Origin of the sequence: Bellilinea caldifistulae (assembly GCF_001306055.1) — a bacterium.
GTDB classification, from domain to species: domain Bacteria; phylum Chloroflexota; class Anaerolineae; order Anaerolineales; family Anaerolineaceae; genus Bellilinea; species Bellilinea caldifistulae.
The window spans coordinates 251,284-270,406 of the sequence record NZ_LGHJ01000012.1 but is presented as its reverse complement, the minus strand read 5'-3'; the positions used below and the strand labels follow the sequence as shown (position 1 = coordinate 270,406).

Genomic DNA, 19,123 nt, shown 5'->3' with positions numbered 1-19,123 from the left:
GGTCACCAGCGAAAAAGCGGAGCGGTCAGACGGCGAAAGAAAGCCGTGATTGCCGGCGCATTGTCCGCGATCAGGTAAAGCAAAAACAAGCCGATCACAACCAGCATGAAAGGCACCAACGCGCCAACTCTTTCCCCCGGTTCTGCAAAAATGAAGCGGAAGAAAGTCCATGCCAGCAATACGGCAGCCACGAGAATGATCCCCCACAACAGGAAAGGGTTGATGTAGAAGGGCAGTTGAGGCAAGGGCGGCATTTGAAAAGGCCCGGGCATGGCTTCACCTCCTGAGAAAATACCTCATCTCAGCGTTTTTAATATCATAGAGGAAATTACCTCGGTTGTCAAAGTCCTTCTTCAGCCGGGTCGTTCCACCGGCTAAAAACCACACCAACAGTTTCTTACTCTTTAATCGTTGCCATCAGGTCATCGAAGTAGACGGTGAAGCCAGTGGGTGAAAGGTTGTCCCATGAGGCGGCATAAAGCGCCACCCAGCCATCCGGTTCAGCAGGTATGAAGTTGATGTCTGCTTCGAGGTTGCCGTTAATTTCCAGGCGGATGTTTTCGGGGGTGCAGCGCACGCTGATCTGATTGACGGCGTAGGGGTCGTCCTGCAGGTAAAGAGCATCTACCCAGTCGCTGGATGTAAACGGGGTGAATTCGTCGTTTTGTTCCCTGCCGATTTGGTAGCTGCGTGCATCAAGGTCAATTTCGACGTAGTCGTAATTGCTGCTGTCTTGAAAGTTGCACATGATCCCAAAGGTGCCTTCACTGGCATTTCCTTCTACCTGAACATTAAAGCGGATAAAAGTCGGGTTGAAATCGGTGGGGATAAATGACCATGCAAAGTACTCTGGCTGGAGAACTTGAATGAAGTAACGTCCATCCCGAAAGCCGTGGACGGAAATGTCATCGGCTTCCTCAGCCCACTCGAACAGGTTGGATGAAAAGTCGTCCATCAAAGTGTCTTCGGTCAGGCTTTGCCCGATTCCCGGCTGGGCAGGGAGAGTCGGAAGGACAGCCAGCGTAGCCTCCGGTATCAGGGTTGCCAGGGGGGCAAGGGCAGTTTCCATCAGCTCGATTGGTTGAGTGGCCACCACAAAGGGCTCCTCCGTGGCGTTTAACGGCACAAAGGTCTCAACAATCGGCGGAACGATCCCATCTTCCGAAACACTCCCTTCGCTCACAAATTGAAAGAGCGCGATTCCGCCAATTACAAAAGTCAGGCAGCAGCACAACACCACCAGCACCAGTACCACAATCAACCAGGTGGGAAATTTGCTCTTACCGCTGCCGGAGGGTGGGGGAGAAAACGTGGCAGCCGGAGGCGGAGGCGGCGGGGGTGCTGGCGTTTCTTCCGCGGGTGGTTCAGCAGGGGCGGTTTCGGTAAAGCTTGCCGGCGGCGTAGATGGCGTTGCCGGGGTTTCCGGGCTGCTTTGCAAATACTCCATGGGAGAACCGCTGCCGCCAACCGGCTGCCCGCAGCCTGCGCAGACTTTCATATCCGCTTCCAGCGGCGCACCGCAAAATTGACAAAATTTTAAGTCGTTGAGCATGGAAATCTCCTTGTCTGAATGGGTTTTACCCCCTTTCACTATCATTTTAACGAAAAATATCCGATTCGGTTGCAGATTTCATCCATCCAATTTGTTCCACTTCGCCGTTGTACCCCCGCGCCTTGGAACGCGTGCTAGGCAGTGCCCTAAGGCGGCAAAACTGGCGTGTTTTGGGTGTTTTTTCTAGAATTGATTTAAACCCCAATCATACGGACGATAAATCAGGCTAAGGGTGTGGCGGTGCGTTTCGATCCATTCACGGCGGGGGTCGTTTTCCGGTAGATAGCGTCGTAAAAAGTCAATCACCCCCTCTTTGCCGCCGAAATCACCCTGATACCAGCGGAAGATGCTGGAAAGGCGCAGGCTGTTTCCCGTTGGCCGTTCGACGTCTTGATCTACAAAATGAGCCGTAGCAAGGTCAAGCTGCCGGTCGAGCTGTTCCGGTTGGTACACCCCAATCGGCGGACAGGAACGGCTGGCGCAGTTGAGCGTGAAATGAATGCGTTCATCAAGGCGCGGTAGGACCCAGTCCAGGCGCGGGTCGCCATCGGCAAACTGAGCGCCGGGCAGCAAGGGATGACCCCGATTGACGCGCAAAATGCCATGTTCGATGTCATCCAGAGAGAGCCGCTGCCCGCCTATCCGGTAAGCAGCCTGTCGGAAAAAGGTTAAGCCCGCCCAGCGTTCGCTCACCGAGCGCTGCACCCCCAGCGCAATTACGCCGTGCAGCACCAGTACGTTGTAGATGTTGATCCAGAAACTCATTTGCTGCGGTAATTCGGGAAGGTCGGCTGGATTAAAATGAGCCAGTCCGGCTGCCAGTTCCATGAAATCTTCTCGGAACAGCGGACTGGTGCGCAGGCGGGCATAGTCCACCCGGCTGCCGTCCGGGCTGACGGCTTCGCCGATCAGACGGTTCATCAACCCGCGCAGGGCTTCGTCCAGCGGTTGGGAAGGTGTAAGAGTCGGGGCGCGCCCGGTGGACTCATTCAAGACGCGGTCGGAAGGAGTGCCGGTTAACCGATCCAGGAGAAATTCGCGAATTCGAATCAGCATGGTTTCGTTTTATGGTACCTGCTGCGAGCCGAAAAGACAATCATTTGTGAAGTCCTGGTCAAGGTCAGTTGGGGATAGGTGCCACGCCGTCTTGCGGTGGATGGCGATGACGTAAGCACCCGCTAATCGGATGCCGGGTGTTGTGACACCTGACAGTGTGGGTGGGGGTTCCCCTTCCCGGTGTTGAATTCTCGACTTTGAACCGGGTCTCTCAAGGACAGGCGGGAGCGTTCAATCGGCCGGACTGGCAGCGCCCGCCAGAACCGGCTCATCACCGTTGAAACGGCGCAACTGCGGCCAGCGCCAGGTGATAAGACCCACCGCCAGAATGCAGCCAATCCCCCCGGTGATGATGGCGGTTGGCACACCGAAAGCCTGCGCAACCAGACCAGCTTCGATTTCACCCAGCTGCGGGCCTCCCATGAAGAAGATCTGGTTTATGCTCACCATGCGTCCGCGCAGTGCGTCCGGCGTTTGCAATTGGCGGATGGTATTGCGTAGCACCGTGGAAACGGCATCCGCCCCGCCGATCAGCGCCAGCGCGAGGAAAGTCAACCAGAACCAGCGCGAGAGACCGAAAACAATGGTGGCTGCTCCAAACACCAGCACCGCATCAAGCAAAATCATACCCTGCCGACGGAGGTTACTGCGCTGGGAGAGTGCCAGCCCCGCCAGTATGCCGCCGATGGACTGAGCGCCTGCCAGCCAGCCATATTCCACCGGCCCGACTCGCAGAATATCCTGCGCAATGAAGGGCAGCAGGGTGTTGGCCGAGGAAAAGAAGGTCGCCAGGAAGTCCAATAGCATGGAGGAGAGGATGATGGGTGAGTTGAGGATGAAGCGGATGCCCTGCCGGATGGCCGGCCAGTCTATCCCGCGGATGGGGCTGAGCCGTGCGGCTGATTGCTGGGGCACCTCTCCCATGGCAATCAGAGCGCCGATCACGGCAAGGTATGAAACGGCGTTGAAAAGGTAGGTGAATTCCTGCCCGGCGTAAGCAATCACCACACCGCTGAGCGCCGGGCCGACAATCGAACCGGTGGTCATCGCAATCGAGTTCAGGCTGAATGCGCTGGGCAGGTCTGCTTTGGGCAGCAGGTTGGGAATCAACGCCTGACGGGCCGGTGTATCAAAAGCGATGGCGGCGGCTTGCAGGGCGGTCAACAGGTAGATGTGCCACAATTGAATGACCCCAAAAGCCGTCAGCCCGGCCAGCGCCAGAGCCGTGAGCATCATCAGGGATTGGGTGGTCAGCATGACGCGCCGGCGGTTGTGGCGGTCGGCCACCAGACCGGCAAACAATGAGAGAAGCAGAATGGGCAGGAAGCGTGCTACACCAACCCCGCTGACCGCTACCGGCTGATCACTGAGGCTGCGGATGTGCCAGAACAAGGCCCATAACTGCATTTGTGAACCGGCTACCGAAATCAACATGCCGGCCCACAACAGGGCAAATTTGCGATGGTGTAAAGCAGGAGGCAGGTGGAAAACCGGCTTCATGGGTGGCTGGTATTGCTCTCAAAATCTTTTTGAACGCGCCAATCTTATCCCTAAATCCCCAGAATGAAAAGACCTGACGGATTATAATAACGCAGGCAGGCTGACCAATCCCACCCGACAAGAGGAGTTTACCGCGGCGCATGAACACCCCTTTTTCCTACCTGAGCCATCTGGAATGTTCTCATTGCGGGCAAACCTATGATGCCCATCAGGTACAGACCTTCTGTCCCATCTGCCAGACTCCGCTGCTGGCAGATTACGACTGGACTGCGGCTGCTGCTCATCTAAAGCGTGATCAATTTCAAGCCCGCCGCAAGGGAATGTGGCGCTGGCATGAGCTGCTGCCGGTGGGGGATGAAGCCCACATCGTGACGCTGGGAGAAGGAGATACGCCCATTCTGACTTTGGCACGGCTGGGGGATGAACTTGGACTTCAACGCCTGTACTTGAAAGACGAGAGCCTGAACCCAACCGGTACGTTCAAGGCGCGTGGGCTTTCGGCGGCTGTTTCGCGAGCCAGAGAATTGGGTGTGCAGCGGCTGACCATTCCAACTGCCGGCAACGCCGGCGGAGCCTTAGCAGCCTACGCTGCCCGGGCGGGCATTCCTGCTCAGGTATTCATGCCGGCGGATACCCCTCTTGCAAATATCGAAGAGTCGCGCATTACCGGGGCTGAAGTGACTCTGGTCGAGGGACTGATCAGCGATGCGGCGCGCCTTTCGGTGGAGGCGGCCCGCCAAAACGGAGCATTGGATGTGTCCACTTTCAAAGAGCCGTATCGCATGGAAGGAAAGAAGACGATGGGTTACGAAATCGCCGAGGCGTTTGACTGGCGTTTGCCGGATGTGATTGTCTATCCGGCTGGTGGAGGGATGGGGCTGGCGGCGATCTGGAAGGCGTTTGGCGAGCTGCGCCGGTTGGGCTGGCTGGAAGGAGATCACCTGCCGCGCATGGTGGCGGTGCAGGCAGCCGGCTGTGCGCCGGTTGTAGCGGCATTTGAAAAGCGGGCGGAGACTTGCGAGTTCTGGCAGAATGCTCATACTCAGGCCTCCGGTTTACGGGTGCCAAAGAGTTTTGGGGATCGTCTCATCCTGCAAACGCTGTACGAAAGCAACGGGCTGGCACTGGCGGTCAGCGATGAGGAGATGATGCGGGCGCAGCAACAACTGGCGCGTTGTGAGGGAATTTTCGCCGCCCCCGAAGGGGCTGCCAACGTGGCGGCTTTGCACCACCTGATCGAGAGCAACTGGTTAGCCGCTGATGAGCAGGTGCTGCTGCTGAATACCGGCACCGGTCTCAAGTACCTGCGTTGAGGTTCAGCGATGGCCGTTGCCGACGAAGGGGAAGTAGTACTGATACGGCGCGTTGACTTTTACCTCAACCAGAATCTCGCTGAGGATTTCCTCGCCGCTGCGAAGTTCTATCACGGCCCGGTGCATGCCCGGCGGTAAACCCGCGCTATTGACCGTCAGGTTGAGGGGAATTGTGCTGCCGGGTGGCAGGCTGCCGCTTTGCGGTTCAACCTGCAGCCAGTCGGCTTCCTGCCACAGCAACAGGTCATCCAGGTAAATATTGGTCGTGGCGGAGGTGGTTTGCAGGGAATACACTTGCAAGCGATGGGTTTGGCCGTCGGCAAAAGCCGATAAATCCACCTCCCGACGGCTATATTCACTTTCCCAACATTTGATGCCGCTGGTGGTTAGTTCCCAAACCACGTTATCGTCCATGGAAATCTGAATGAAATCGTTGGGGCTGCCGCATCCCTTAATTTGCAGGTAATAGCGCAGGAAAGCCCTGCCCGGCGGGATGGTGACCCTCTGTTCAAGCCAGCCTTCTTCGGGCTGGGTTGCTCCGCCAAACCATGCCCACCACTGACCGCTGTGCGGCAGTACCGTCCCGTATCCGCCGCAGGTAGCCACGCTGCATAAAGGGGTACCAAACAGGCGGGAGTACTGCTGCCACGGGCTTTCTGACGTAGTTCCCAGTTCGAAACCGCCATCTGCCAGAATGGACGGCTGACTGATTACCCGCTTGGCGACGGAAAAGAGGGTTTCCTGCCAGCCGGAATTCGAAAGGGTGAGCTGCTGAGCGGTTTGCTCACCGCCGAGTAATTCCACTTGAAGGACGCTCACGTCGGATTGCAGGCAGGGGTGGTCCGACATCAAATCAAAGTTTTGCACCAGGGTCTGGCCGGGTGAAAGGCTCACATTGGTTTCCTGAGCGACCATTCCAGGGGCGGAAACCATCAGACGGTAGTTGCCGGCGCTTAAAGTCAGGCGGTAGGTACCGTCGGCGGCGGTGGTGGTGATGCGGAGCGGCTGGCCGGGCGTTTCGGCTGGATAAACGGTGATGGTGGCACCATGGATCGGCATAAAATGAGACACATTGCATTCCTGGCTGCCGCGCACCAGCCCTTGCAGGTTTGCACTGGCCGTACAACGGCGTTGGGCTTCCTGCACGGCGGCCAGGGCGTTGATTTCACCCCAGCCGGCGGCGTAATTGGGCAGGTTGGTCGGTGTGGCAGGCGAGCCGTCGTCGTAATACACCGGGGTGGCGGTTTGTTCGATGATTGTTTCGGTGAGGGCGTAGTTGCCCACCAGACAGGGCGCCGCCTGCCAGATCAACGCTACCAACCCGGCCACATGCGGCGCGGACATGGATGTTCCGTTGAGGTTAGCGTAAGCCGTGTCCGTTCCGGTATAAGCCGAGCGAATGGAGACCCCCGGTGCCAGTACCTGCGGTTTGAGGGTGGCGAACCCCTGACGCGGGTTGATAGTGTCGGGATTGTCGGTTGGGCCCCAGTTGGAGTGGGCGGCATACTCGCCGTTGCTTTTACCGCTGGAACCCACCCCGGTCACATTGCCGTAACGCGCCGGGTTGCCAACCGTGTTCAAACCGGGCGGGAAAGGATAGCCGCATCCACCTGCATTGCCGTTGGAAAAAACGGGGTAAATGCCGGCCGCCAGCCAGGCATTGACCGCGTTTTGAAACCAGTTGTCATATTGTCTGCCGCAGTCTCCCCACGAGTTGTTGACCACGTGCGGACGCAGGTCGGGGTTGGGTTGGGTAGCGTCGGTACGGGTGGGCGCCAGCACAAATTGGGCGCAGGCCAGCAATTGAGCCTCGCCGCAGGTGTTGCCTTTGCAGCCGCGGCAGGCGATCCAGTCTGCCCCCGGCGCCACCCCAATTTGATTGTTGCTGCCGTCCTTTCCGACCATGATCCCCATCGTATGGGTGCCGTGTCCGTTGTTATCGAGCGGGGCGCCTGTCAACGTATACGGATCGAACCAGTTGTAGTCATGGGAAAAGTTACCCCCGCCCAGATTGCCGCGGTAGGCGTTGATCAGGGCGCGGTGGGTGTAGTGCACACCGGTATCAATGTTTGCAACCGTCAGGCCGCGCCCTGTTACACCGATATTCCAAACCTGCGGAGCCTGGATTCGGCTCAGGTTATCTTCCACCGCCTGAACGGTGACCGGCAGGAAAAGGGGGCGCTGAGGATCGTGCAGGTAGATCTGGCGCGGGGCACGGATGGATTGAATCTCCGGATAATTCAAGACTTGCTGGAGGGTGGCCTGGTTCGAGCCTTCCACATAAATGGCGTTTTGAATCCAGAAGGACTGGAAACGCACCCCGCGGCGCTGCAGCTCTGTTTGAACGCGCGCCTGAGTCAGTTGAGCGGTGCGCGTCAGCTGCTCGTACACGTATCGGCCGCGTTCCTCCCAATCCATCCACATGGCGGGGGAGAGATCCACGCTCGTGTCAAAGGTGATCCAGTAGTCGGCGCTGCCTTCTTCCTGAATCTCCCGCAGGACTTCAATGTCCACCGGCGGCTGATCGTCGGTGAACATCGAATCCGCGCCAGCCCGAGGCGGAACTGCCAGCCAGCCGCTCAGCAGCGCAATCCAAACTGCGATAATCCAGAAGAAACCTGACCGCCCTTTCATTGATTCCCTTCTATAACTACTGTGATTAAACTGTAACACGCTTAAGGTGGATTTACCTTAAAAAAGTTGTAAATGTTTTTGACGGGCGATGCCCATGCTTAAAAAAGCCGTTGCAGAATTTGCAGCGGCTTTTGGTTGGGAAAACACCTTCCACTCAGGCGTATGCGAGTGCCTGATCCAGATCGCGGAGAATGTCTTCGATGTTTTCCACGCCGACCGAAAGGCGCACCAAACCATCGGTCAGACCGATTTTGAGGCGTTCCTCGCGGGGGACATTGGCGTGGGTCATGCTTGCGGGGTGTTGAATGAGGGTGTCGGTATTCCCCAGAGAAACCGCCAGAGTCATCATTTGCACATGGTTGAGCAGCGCTTCGCCAGCGGCCAGTCCGCCTTTCAATTCAAACGACATCATTCCCCCAAACGCGTACATTTGTTTCCTGGCCAGGTTGTAATCGGGGTGCGATTCAAGGCCGGGGTAGTACACCCGTGCCACTTTGGGGTGATCTTCCAGATAGCCGGCGACCTGGAGGGCGTTTTCGCAGTGGCGCTGCATGCGCAATTCAAAGGTGCGCAGTCCCTGACTGGTCAGCCAGCAGTCGAAGGGGGCTGCCGTGCCGCCCAAGGTTTTCAGCAGGCTGGTGAGCGGACCTTGAACCCAGTCCACATGCCGGCTGACGGCTGCCCCGCCGACAATTGTGCCGTGACCGGAGAGGTATTTGGTGGTGGAGTGCAGGACAACATCCGCCCCCAGCGAAAGCGGGCGCTGGGCATACGGGCTGGCGAAGGTGTTGTCTACAAACACCCATGCGTTGTGACGGTGGGCAATTTCAACCACGGCGCTTAAATCCACAATTGCCATGGTCGGATTTGCGGGAGTTTCCACGTAGGCCAGCACAGCGGTGGGATTTTGCTCAAAGGCCTTTTCCCAGGCGTGGGGGTGCAGGTCTCGCAGCCAGACGACCTTGATCCCAAAACGCGGCGCAATTTGATCCAGGAAGGTGAAAGTGGCGGCGTACAGGGCTTCCTGGGCAATGATTGTGTCCCCGGCTTTGACCCTTGCCAGAATAGAAGTAGTGATGGCAGCCATGCCGGTGGCAAAGACCTGACCAGCCACAATTTCATCCGGCTTGTGGTTGGGGTGGGCGCGGATCAGATCCAGTCCTTCGAGTGCAGCAATTTTCCCGGCCAGTTGAACCTGATTGGGATTTTTAATGCGGGTATAGGTGTAGCCGCTGTCTTCTCCCTTGAAGATGGCTGCGCCGGTAGCCACGTCCGGAAAGCCAAAGGTGGAAGTCTGGTAAATGGGAGAAACATGCGCGTGATAGGGATGTTCTCCCTCGTTAAAATGATTGACCAGTGTACCAATGCCCTGCCTTGAATCGAAGTGCCCCATTCGTTTCTCCTGAATAAGATTTGGTTGACGGGATGATATCCCCTAAAGGGGATGATATCCCCTAAAGGGGATTATATCCCCAAACAGGAATTTCGTTTCAGGATGGCGGGCATAATCGCCGGCAGACCTCATCGAAGGTTTTTGAGTCAGCCAGGGCAAGCAGGGTATCACCCGGTTGAATGACCGTACCGCCGCTGGGCATGACAAAATCGTTCTGGCGGGCGATCAGTACCACCAGAAAATCATCCGGCAGCCCCAGTTCCACAATGGCTTTACCCGCCATGGGGGAATTCGGGGGGACGGCCAGTTCTTTAAGTTCACTCTTGAATCCACCAACGGGGGTGTACTCAATCGGGTAGATGCGTTTCGGTAAGGCGGGAGCATCCAGCTTCAGCCAGCGGGCTGCCGGTGTGATGGTTGTACCCTGCAACAGGACGGAGGTGAGCACCACGAAAAAGACGATGTTGAAAATCAATTCTGCCTGCGGGATTTGTGCTAGCAAGGGGAAAGTTGCCAAAATAATCGGCACGGCTCCGCGTAATCCTACCCACGAGACAAAAACTTTTTCAGGTAGGCTGAAACGGCTGCCGATGAGGGAGAGCAAGACACCTAACGGCCGGGACAGGAACATCAAGCCCGCTGCAATCAGCAGTCCGCTACCGGCTACGGCCGGCAGTCGGGATGGGAAAACCAGCAATCCCAGGGTGAGGAACATGGCAATTTGCATCAGCCATGCCAGCCCGTCATGAAAGCGCAGTAAACTGCGGCGGTGGATGAATTCGCGGTTGCCCAGCACAATGCCGGTCACATAAACGGCAAGAAAACCGCTGCCGCCAAGGATGCTGGTGACTCCAAAGGTCAGGAAAACGAGCGCAAGACTGAGCACCGGGTAAAGGCCTTCATACCCCAGGCGGATGTGATTGATCAGCCACCCCATCAGCCGCCCCATCACAACGCCGATGACGCCGCCAAGCAGCATTTGCAGAAAAAATGAGCTGATTAAGCTCAGCGCAGATTGCTCCGGGGATTGAATTAACTGGATCAGTCCAATCGTCAGGAAGATGGCCATCGGGTCGTTACTGCCGGATTCGAGTTCCAGCAGTGGTTTCAGGTTGCCTTTCAGGCTGATGCCTTTGGAGCGTAAAACCGAAAAAACGGCAGCTGCATCCGTGGAGGATACAATAGCGCCTAACAACAGGCCGACCAGCGGCGGTAAATCCAAAAGGAAGATGCAAATCCAACCGGTTATCAGAGCGGTGATTAAGACGCCCAGCGTGGAGAGCAGGATCCCCTCTTTCAAAACCGCCCGTACCTGCTTGAAATCCGTGTCTAAACCGCCGGAAAACAAAATCAAGACCAGCGCAATCACCCCCACAAACTGAGCAATCGCCGGATTGTCAAAGTAAATGCCACCTGGCCCATCGGAGCCGGCTAGCATGCCCAGACCAAGAAACAGCAGCAAGGCCGGTACACCGAACCGATCCGAAATTTTGCTGACCAGGACACTGATCAGCAAAAGACCGGCGGCTGCAATCAGAACATATTCATTCATCATTCCAATGAATTATACTTGCCCGCCGTTGGAGAGCCAACAGGATGACACCTGACAGAAAAGGGTCAAGGTCGTTCGTTCGGACGCGATGCTGGAAATTCAGCTGGTCTAGGCTCCGCCGGCGCCGTAGAAATTCGGGTCGGTGGGGGTTTGCCCGGAAGGATCCCACACATAAACCCAGTCGCCCTCTCTTGCCCAATCGAACAGCCACTTCGAATCGCCGATGGATAAATTGACACAGCCGTGTGTCCCGGCATACCCGAACAGCGTACGCCAGTAAGCGCCGTGCAGGGCGCGCGCCTGATCAAAGTACATAGTCCACGGCACATCCTGCAGGTAGTAATAGTCGGAGCGGTCGGCTTCAAAAGCGCCGCTCATGGTTTCCAGTTCTTTTTTCTGGTAAATCTGGTGCAGGCCGGGGCGGGTGAAGAAGGGTTCGCCGCCGCTGGCGATCAGCGTGGCAAAAACCAGCTGACGGTTTTCATAAACGGCGAGGGTTTGTTCAAAGAGGTTGACTTCAATCCAGCGGTCGTTGGTCACACCTTCGGGGGGTGTGGGGTTGACCATCACCTGGCGGATGTAACGGCGCTCGACCCACTCGTTTACGCCGATCATGAACCAGTCGGTGTTGTTGGCTGATTGAACGGCGTAAATTGGGACGACATTTTCACGGTAAAGGGTCTTGCCGGTGGTTGGAGCGTTGTAACCGGGTGCAGACCTGACTTCGACGGTGTCCATGATCCAGCCAAAGTTGTGGTTCGGGGTTTGTTTAAAAATCAGACCTTGAAAAGAGGAATACGCCACCGGCGAGGCGCGCAGCCATTCGCCGGAACGCAGGCGAACCCACGGCTTATTGTTATAGTACTCCACGGCGATGTAGGAAACATAGCGTAACTGGCCCGGGTCAATAAAGCGGGTTGGGTTGTTGCCGCTGACGGCGTCCTCAAACGTGGCGTACAGCGGTACTTTCTCGTTTTCCGGCAGGTTGATGCGGGCAATGTTGACCGGCGCGCGGGTCAGATCCGGGGCGGGGCGATAAGCCGGCAGCGGCGCATCGGGATAATGGTAGGCGGTGGTCTGGGCCAGTTCGGTCAGGCGTTGTGCCGGGCCGAGCGGCAGGCAGTCCTGCGGTTCTTGCAGGTAGACCCCCGGCAGACAAAGCGGCTTGCCGGCGGATTCGGCCGTTATTTGCGGAAAAAAGGATTCTGCCTGTGCGGGGGTGGGTGGTACGAACCCCAGCAGCAATCCCATCCATACCAGTAAGAGCAGTTTTTTCATCACACTCATCCATTAATCGGATTATTGACCTACTGTTCCAAAAGAAATTATACCATGCTGGTAGGGGTAGCATCGGTTGCCTGGAACGCCTCTCATCTGGGCGAAATTTGGAGGTAAAGGAGGTGATTTTCAACAGGAGCAGCAGCGGATTAAGAAGCCAATCGGTACGGGCGTGGCGGAGCGCACAAATTTTGCTGCGGAAACGGTTTGCGTTCAGCCGCACGCGGAGCAAGTGCAGCGAGCGGAGCGGGGCGGCTGGAACCACGTGTTAGATTGTCGCACGACTTAATCATATCCATTCTTTGGTGTACTTGCAGTAATTGTACTCGTCTATCGCTTTCAATGGATTTCGACTAATAGTTTGCTCCCCGCCAAGGGTTTTAATCTGCTCCTTCACAATTCGCATAAAACGACGGTACTTGTCGGCATTGGTACCAATCTTCACTAGCGGAAGGTTGTAAGCCTCGGCTATGACGCGGTCCAAAAGCGGAAAGAAAAGCGGTGCCAACAGATGCAAAAACTTTGCAGCACCTACAGGGCCGAGAACCTCCTCGAAAGCCTTGAAAACGTGCTTAACTTTTCCTTCATCCTCCTGCTCCTGGTCGAAACCTTCTATGGAGCGTTGTCTGAAAGCGATGAGCATCAAACAGTGGTCATTGATAAGCCGCTCTATCTCGGCAAAATGTTGTCCATCGAATTTTCTGTATTGATAGAACGTCTTGTTCCATATCTGAAGGAGCACGAATAATGCTTCGGCAACACTAAACGATGACCTGCCTTCCAGCGCGCGAGCGACACCAACTCCGTTGCAGTATGATAAAAGAGATCCCGCGGCTCATTTGCCTCAAAATCTTGTCTGGATGCTTCAATATCTTGTATGGTTGGTATTTGAACCATTCGTCTCTTCTGCCTCAAGGCGGGCTAACGGCTGGCATCAGCGGTAGCGTGCAGTGCCGTCTGCTACATGCTGTTGTTAGGCGCTAGGCGTGTATCCGTGCTCATCATGGTACACTCCCAGTTCTCTAATGCCGTCGCACGGCCTTCACGACTGTCTTAAGGCGCTCTCTTATTCTGCTGCCTAGCCGCTCAAATGGCAGTGCCTCAAAAATCTCGCGGATGAGTTCCTCGTCCGTACGTAGCAAACCGTCGGATGTGACCCACGCGGCGATCTGCCGCAATTCGCGGTTGCTGTATTGGTCGATTGTCTCGCGCACCGGCACGGGCGGCCGTGGTCCCCGCTGCCGCCCGGTTGGTTGCTGCTGAGCCTGCCTCATGGGCTGAGTACTGCCCACAGCTTGCGGGGTGCGGCCACCGGCGTCCGATAAATCCGCCCAGCGAACAGCCTCCTCGTATGCCGCAATTGCGCGCTCAATCTCTTGCTCGCGGTGGTAGAACCAGTCGGTCGACCAGATGCGGTGGAATCGCCAGCCCAGCCGCTGGAGATGGGCTTGCCTAAGTCGATCGCGGTCCCGCGCAGTGGCGCTCGAATGATAAGATGCCCCATCGCATTCGATCGCGAGAACCGGCCGACCCGGCTTCTTTGGATGCATGGCGACCAGATCAATGCGATAGCGAGACGCGCCAAACTGTGGTCGCGTCTTGACGCCCTGAGCCTCCAAAGCGTCGCGGACATCGGCCTCAAATGCATTGAGACTAACTTCTCCCGCGCTCTCGTCCTCAGGCAGACGCGTGCCTCCACTAGCAGCGTACTGCAGATACGCTTTGAGCAGTTGTACGCCCCGACTCCCGGAGCGATTCAGATCGATCTCATCGTGCGAAAAGGAACTTATGACGCACATCCGGCGCCTCGCCCGAGTGATGGCCACGTTCAGGCGGCGGTAACCGACGTCCTGCGTGAGCGGACCAAAGCGGTGTGGCAGATCGCCATTTGCCGTTTTGCCATAGCCGATCGACAAGATGATGGCATCACGCTCATCGCCCTGCACGGTCTCTAGGTTCTTGACAAAGAAACGCTCTTCGCGGTCCAGTGAGAAGAAATCCGACAGATCGGGCCGGAGGTCGAGGGCGCGGTCTAGAGCAGCCTGTATGCGGTTTGCGTGCTTGATGCCCATAGTGATGACACCGAGGGACTCGTGTGGCCGCGTTTCCGCGTGCAGAATCGCCTGACTCACAACCTCCTCGACTTCCCGCGATGCACTTTCCTCCTGTCCACCTAACGCGGGGTCGTGCGGTACAAGAATGTGCCGAATTGCCTCCTGACCACGCGCGCCCGGAAAGGTTACGAGGCGCCCCGTGTACACATGGGTGTTGCTGAAAGTGATGAGCCGCTCGTCCTCGCTACGGTAGTGCCACTCCAAGAGCCAGTTCGGCAGGAAGGCTTCCAGCGTGTCGAGCAAGCTCTCAAACCCACCAATCGCGGCGACAGGCTGGTCCGTCTCATTGTCATCGAGGCTTTCGTCCTCGCCCTCGACAGCTGTCACAAAGAACGTCGTGGGAGGCAATTGGTGCCGATCACCGGCAACAACCACTTGCTCCGCGCGGTAGAGCGCGGGGATCGCCTCCTCTTGAAGGATCTGACTTGCCTCGTCGAAGATGACGAGGTCGAAGTGCCTCTTGCTGCCATCCAGCAGTTGGCTAACCGAAAGTGGGCTTGCGACCCAGCAAGGTGCGATCCCAGTGAGAACATCAGGCGCGCGGGCCAACAATTCGCGCAGCGGAATGTGTCGTGACTTCTTGGCAGCCTCTCTCCGAACCAGATCTGCCTGATCGAAGTGGCGGTTCATCGCCTCGATCGCTCGCTCGGCGTGGACTCTGCGCACGCGCTGGGCAGCGAGGCGGATGCGTTCATGATCCAAACGCTTGAACTCCTCGATGACCTGTTCGTGTGCTCGGCCGTTGAATGAAGCAAGAGATGGATCGGATGCCAACGCTTGCTCCAGCGCCGAGTAAAGCCAGATGTACTCGAATCGCGCCGACCAGTGCTCGGCAGCAACACCGTGCTTGCGGAGATCATCAATAAAACCGACGAGATTCGCCTTGCTGAACAGCGATCGAAGATCGTAGATGCTTGGTAAGCGGAACGGGGTCTGTCGGTCGTCTGCGAGCGCCCGCAACCGTGAGCCCGCCGACGAAAGCTGCATGCCGTCAAACGGCCCTGCTTCCGTCATGGCCCCAAGTTTCTTTGTCACCTCGTCAAGGGCGTTGAACGCAGCACTTAGTTCCATTTCAGCATCCGCCCGAACAGGCACGGCCGAGGTTGGGGCAAGGGTCTGCCAACGGCGGAGGATATCCTCGGCTCGTAACGCCTCTTCTCGCAACGTTGCGACCGGTGCCGGTTCCGTGCGCAATGCGAGCAGGCGTTTGCGCGCAGCGCGGTACACCGGGTTGCTCAGGAACGCCCAGGCGCGGGTGACCCATCCGGCCGCCGCGGGCTGGAGTGCCGTCCCCAACTCGCCAGGCTTTGATGAGAAAAACTCGGCACTGTACTGCTGGCGAATGCTTCCCGCATCACGGAGAAGGGACAGGAACACAGCAACCTCACTGAGCGTATTCGGTGGCCGGACGCCAAGCTGGTTCACTACCTGTTCGAGAAGCCGCTCGAACTCAGGCCAGAGCTCGTTGGCTGCTTTGGTGGCCAGGTCTAGGGCTTCCTGTGCGCCGCGACCGTCCCTTATATCCGCGTTGTTCCACGACGAGGGATCTGTGCCGAGGAAGAGAGTCGGGTTGGCAGCAGCCTGTTGGATCCACTGCTTTACCTCGCTTGCGCGCTCAGCCGTGAGCGCGGCCAGTGTCTGTCCACGGAGTCGAAGCGTGGACTTCGCCGCTGCCGGCAGGCGGAGCAGTCTGCCAACCATCTGGTTCACAGAAAGTCCCGTCGGTTGGCGAATCTGGTTTACCCGACGTGCGTGTTCGTTTAATTGCTTGCGCCGAACCTCAAATTCGCGGTGAAGTGCCTCGACCCCGTCAGCAGGCAGCGCAATACGTATCTGCTCCAATGCATCTGCAAGCCGCGCCATCACCTCCTTCCGCGACACAGATGCACCGTGTAGATCGAGCACTAGATGACCAAGCCCCACATCCGGATGGCTAAGCCGCTTGATGACCGCATCCAGCGCCGCCCGCTTCTGTGCGACGAAGAGCACGCGGCGCCCCTCGGCCACGCTCTGAGCGATGAGATTCGAGATGGTTTGGCTCTTGCCAGTTCCCGGTGGCCCTTGTATGACACCGTTCTGCCCTTTGCCGACAAGCACGATGGCGCGGTGCTGCGTGGAGTCCGCATCGAGCACCAGGTAGTCGTCGGACGCCGGGCGGTCATCGATCTGGGCTGGCGCGATATCGATCGCCGCTTGGGCCAGCTTCTGTCGTGAAAGCGAATGGCCGGCGACAGCCGCAACGATGGTGCTCGAAGCTATAATGTCCCCGTTCCTCTTCAGATCCTCGACCATAGCCATCTTCGCGTACTGAAAGTTAGCCAGGACCACACGCTGCGTTATCCTGAAGCCCGGTACGCTTGTAGCCGCATGTTCGATGTGCTCAAACACTTTCTCTAGGTCGATACGACACTGCCCTGATTCGTCTTCGCCGCCGCACATGCTCAGCACTGAGGACGCGTCGATGCGGATCTCGTATTTCTCCTCGAGCACATACAGAAGTACCGGGTTTATTTGTGGCTCGCCCGCAACCGCGAGTCGCAGGTCGTCGCCCGCCCGGCCGCGTGCCTCGATTCGGGCCGGTAGCAGCAGCACGGGCGCATCGTACGGCCGCCCACCATCGTCGGCGGGCCATGTAGCCATCCCCATTGCCAGGTGGAGCGTCTCGATGCCTTTCTCCTCGAGGTTGCTCAACGCCTTGCGCAGGAGCGAGATGAGCGCGCTCCGTACCTTCTGGCGTACCTCGTCCTCGGCTTGGGTACGTACGGCGGGGTCAGGGCTCTCTGCGTACCGGCCTGTCGAGACCAGTGACTCAACTGTGAGTTTGTCGCCTGCCAGCAGACGGTCCACAGCCTCCGTCTCCGCAGTTAGGTCGAGAGTGCCAACCTTGAGGTCGCGGTAGAAGAGGAGGGAGTTGGCTCGCGAGTAGTCGATGAGTCGGCGGGTCCATAAAACGAGCGCGGCATTGACGGTGCGGCGAATCTTCGGATTCAAGTCTACAGATTGAGGTTCAGTCATCGAACACCAGCCATGGATTGCCTACATCGTGAGGCGCCTAACTATTAACGGACTTCTGATACACTGCATTTTTGCCATATATCCAGACCAAAAAAGCGGGTTATACTGCTATGATGCCGGGTTGTCAGATATGCTCTGAGTAGAATTATTACTGTATGGATTATATATCCAATCATGGAAAAGTTTTAGCTGTTTTTATGCCCGATCCATTCTCTCCAAAACCCAAAAAACTTCTCGACCAGCTTTGAGATGCCATTCGCTTGAAGCATTATCCTTACAGCATTGAAAAAAACCTATCTTCACTGGGTCAGGCAGTATATTCTTTATCATAACAAATGTCATCCGGCAGAAACGGTTGTCGCTGAGATCGAAATCTTCCTCACCTTTTTTGCAAAAGAGGAGCATGGATGAGTCTGTCACAAAGCTGGTGGGTTTTAGTAAAACAGATTGAGAAACTGGACATGTAGCGGATGGTTGGTCTTTAAACCCCGGACACTACCAGTCATGAATTTGCCAACCGTTTTTGTTACAAACCCGACAAAAATTAGGGGTTGAAATGAGCATGAGATAGTAGTATTATGATATTGATGATAAAAATAGTCAACAACTCGACTGGGTTATTATCCATATATTGACGAGAGACACGCGGGGATGAACCCGCGTGTTTTGATTCTCCACCCCTGCTCCATTCCCGATCCACAGCAAAGTCGAGCATCTCAACTTTCTCACAGTTGAGAGGGCTATTCCACCCTTGTTCAGAAAAATGGAGGTTCCTATGCCGTTTACCGATCATTCAGATCTGTTCGGCGCCGTCCATGAGGACGGCATCAACCGGCTGGTGCGCCACATCATGCGCCAGCGTCCCTCGCTGTTCAATTACGCAACACCCTTTTTTCACAACAATGCGGGATTGTTTTGCGTAAAGTTCGAGGTGGATGAGAGGGTGTTGAAGGCGAAAAATCCGCTGTTTACCGAGCAGGAACCGTTGCCCATTCTGGGGGCACCTGTGCCAATTGGTTTGAACTTTTGTCTGCAATTGACCGATGCCCAGATTGATTTTCACCCCGGCAATGTTTTTGGGCTGCCGCCGGAACTGGGGGCGCTGCCGGCTCAGCGGTTTGCCCTGCGCCTGAAAGGCTGTATGGGAATTGACTGTCCATCAAAGGAGATCATTGACGAATTGCTGCCACTCATCGAACGTTTCCTGGTTTCTCAGCAGCAACTGGCCATCGGCGAAATCAAAGAGCGCGTTCCGGGGATCTCCACTCACTACACTCCCCCCGTGGCAGCAGTGGATAACCGTGAAAGACCCCGCACCATTCCCCTGCCAACCCGCCAGCTGATCTGCTTCTGTCTGGAACTGTTTGCTGTGGGACATTTTGAGTGGGGTAGCGTACCCGGCTCCCAGCAAATCTGGCTCAAAACCCGCCTGGACGGTCTGGAAATCGTGGACATGCAACCCAACGACATGGAAAGCGCCATCGAATGTTACCTGACCACCGTTCTCAAGCTGGGCATCCTGCCGCGGCTGATCATCCCGCTGGAAAAAATGGTGCTGGACGTCAATAAAGAATTTCAGGAAATGGGTTTGACGCTCGGCAGGACCGTGACGCTGCAACCCTCTGCTGTTCCGGCGGATGTGCCCAACAACCCGGCGGTTGAAGAGGATCAGCTCAAAGCATTTATGAAATTGATCATCACAGGAGGTGCATAATC

At 56.7% G+C, this 19,123-nt stretch carries 13 protein-coding genes; 3 read left to right on the top strand and 10 right to left on the bottom strand.

Features of this window, described 5'->3' with window-relative positions; all coding sequences use genetic code 11:
* Positions 1–2 precede the first annotated feature (2 nt).
* The 4 genes from AC812_RS07280 to AC812_RS07265 all read right to left on the bottom strand — a co-directional run bounded on the left by AC812_RS07280 (position 3) and on the right by AC812_RS07265 (position 4,108).
* Entirely contained in the window at positions 3–272 is a 270-nt protein-coding gene (locus AC812_RS07280; RefSeq protein ID WP_061919581.1) for a hypothetical protein, read from the bottom strand.
* 125 nt (positions 273–397) lie between these two features.
* On the bottom strand, positions 398–1,552 hold the full coding sequence (locus tag AC812_RS07275; RefSeq protein ID WP_061919579.1) for a zinc ribbon domain-containing protein: 1,155 nt from the start codon (positions 1,550–1,552) through the stop codon (positions 398–400).
* 183 nt (positions 1,553–1,735) lie between these two features.
* Positions 1,736–2,608 (bottom strand): DUF547 domain-containing protein, encoded by an 873-nt coding sequence (locus AC812_RS07270; protein WP_061919577.1) that lies wholly within the window; start codon positions 2,606–2,608, stop codon positions 1,736–1,738.
* A gap of 231 nt (positions 2,609–2,839) precedes the next feature.
* A complete protein-coding gene (locus tag AC812_RS07265; protein ID WP_061919575.1) occupies positions 2,840–4,108 on the bottom strand; it encodes an MFS transporter in 1,269 nt (422 codons plus the stop codon).
* Between the two features lie 140 nt (positions 4,109–4,248).
* On the opposite strand from AC812_RS07265, the gene AC812_RS07260 reads away from it, so the two are divergent.
* On the top strand, positions 4,249–5,421 hold the full coding sequence (locus tag AC812_RS07260) for a threonine synthase (RefSeq protein WP_061919573.1): 1,173 nt from the start codon (positions 4,249–4,251) through the stop codon (positions 5,419–5,421).
* 3 nt (positions 5,422–5,424) lie between these two features.
* On the opposite strand, the gene AC812_RS07255 is transcribed toward AC812_RS07260, so the two are convergent.
* From AC812_RS07255 to AC812_RS07225, 6 genes are all read right to left on the bottom strand, one after another.
* Entirely contained in the window at positions 5,425–8,055 is a 2,631-nt protein-coding gene (locus tag AC812_RS07255) for a S8 family serine peptidase (protein WP_061919572.1), read from the bottom strand.
* A gap of 154 nt (positions 8,056–8,209) precedes the next feature.
* A complete protein-coding gene (locus AC812_RS07250; RefSeq protein ID WP_061919570.1) occupies positions 8,210–9,448 on the bottom strand; it encodes a trans-sulfuration enzyme family protein in 1,239 nt (412 codons plus the stop codon).
* A gap of 97 nt (positions 9,449–9,545) precedes the next feature.
* Positions 9,546–11,000 carry a potassium/proton antiporter gene (locus tag AC812_RS07245; protein ID WP_061919568.1) on the bottom strand — a complete coding sequence of 485 codons (1,455 nt, stop codon included), beginning with the start codon at positions 10,998–11,000 and terminating at the stop codon, positions 9,546–9,548.
* Between the two features lie 108 nt (positions 11,001–11,108).
* Positions 11,109–12,278, bottom strand: coding sequence for a L,D-transpeptidase (locus AC812_RS07240; RefSeq protein WP_061919566.1), 1,170 nt, complete (start codon positions 12,276–12,278; stop codon positions 11,109–11,111).
* A gap of 289 nt (positions 12,279–12,567) precedes the next feature.
* Positions 12,568–13,020 carry a hypothetical protein gene (locus AC812_RS07230; protein ID WP_061919562.1) on the bottom strand — a complete coding sequence of 151 codons (453 nt, stop codon included), beginning with the start codon at positions 13,018–13,020 and terminating at the stop codon, positions 12,568–12,570.
* 280 nt (positions 13,021–13,300) lie between these two features.
* Positions 13,301–17,407 (bottom strand): AAA domain-containing protein, encoded by a 4,107-nt coding sequence (locus tag AC812_RS07225; protein ID WP_061919560.1) that lies wholly within the window; start codon positions 17,405–17,407, stop codon positions 13,301–13,303.
* 282 nt (positions 17,408–17,689) lie between these two features.
* Here AC812_RS07225 and AC812_RS18455 point away from each other — a divergent pair, with 282 nt between their 5' ends.
* Together AC812_RS18455 and AC812_RS07220 are read left to right on the top strand one after the other, a co-directional pair.
* Complete coding sequence (locus AC812_RS18455; protein ID WP_169787270.1) at positions 17,690–17,818, top strand: phage integrase N-terminal SAM-like domain-containing protein; 129 nt, start codon at positions 17,690–17,692, stop codon at positions 17,816–17,818.
* 364 nt (positions 17,819–18,182) lie between these two features.
* Positions 18,183–19,121, top strand: a complete 939-nt coding sequence (locus tag AC812_RS07220) for a hypothetical protein (RefSeq protein ID WP_061919558.1) — start codon at positions 18,183–18,185, stop codon at positions 19,119–19,121.
* Positions 19,122–19,123: the final 2 nt, after the last annotated feature.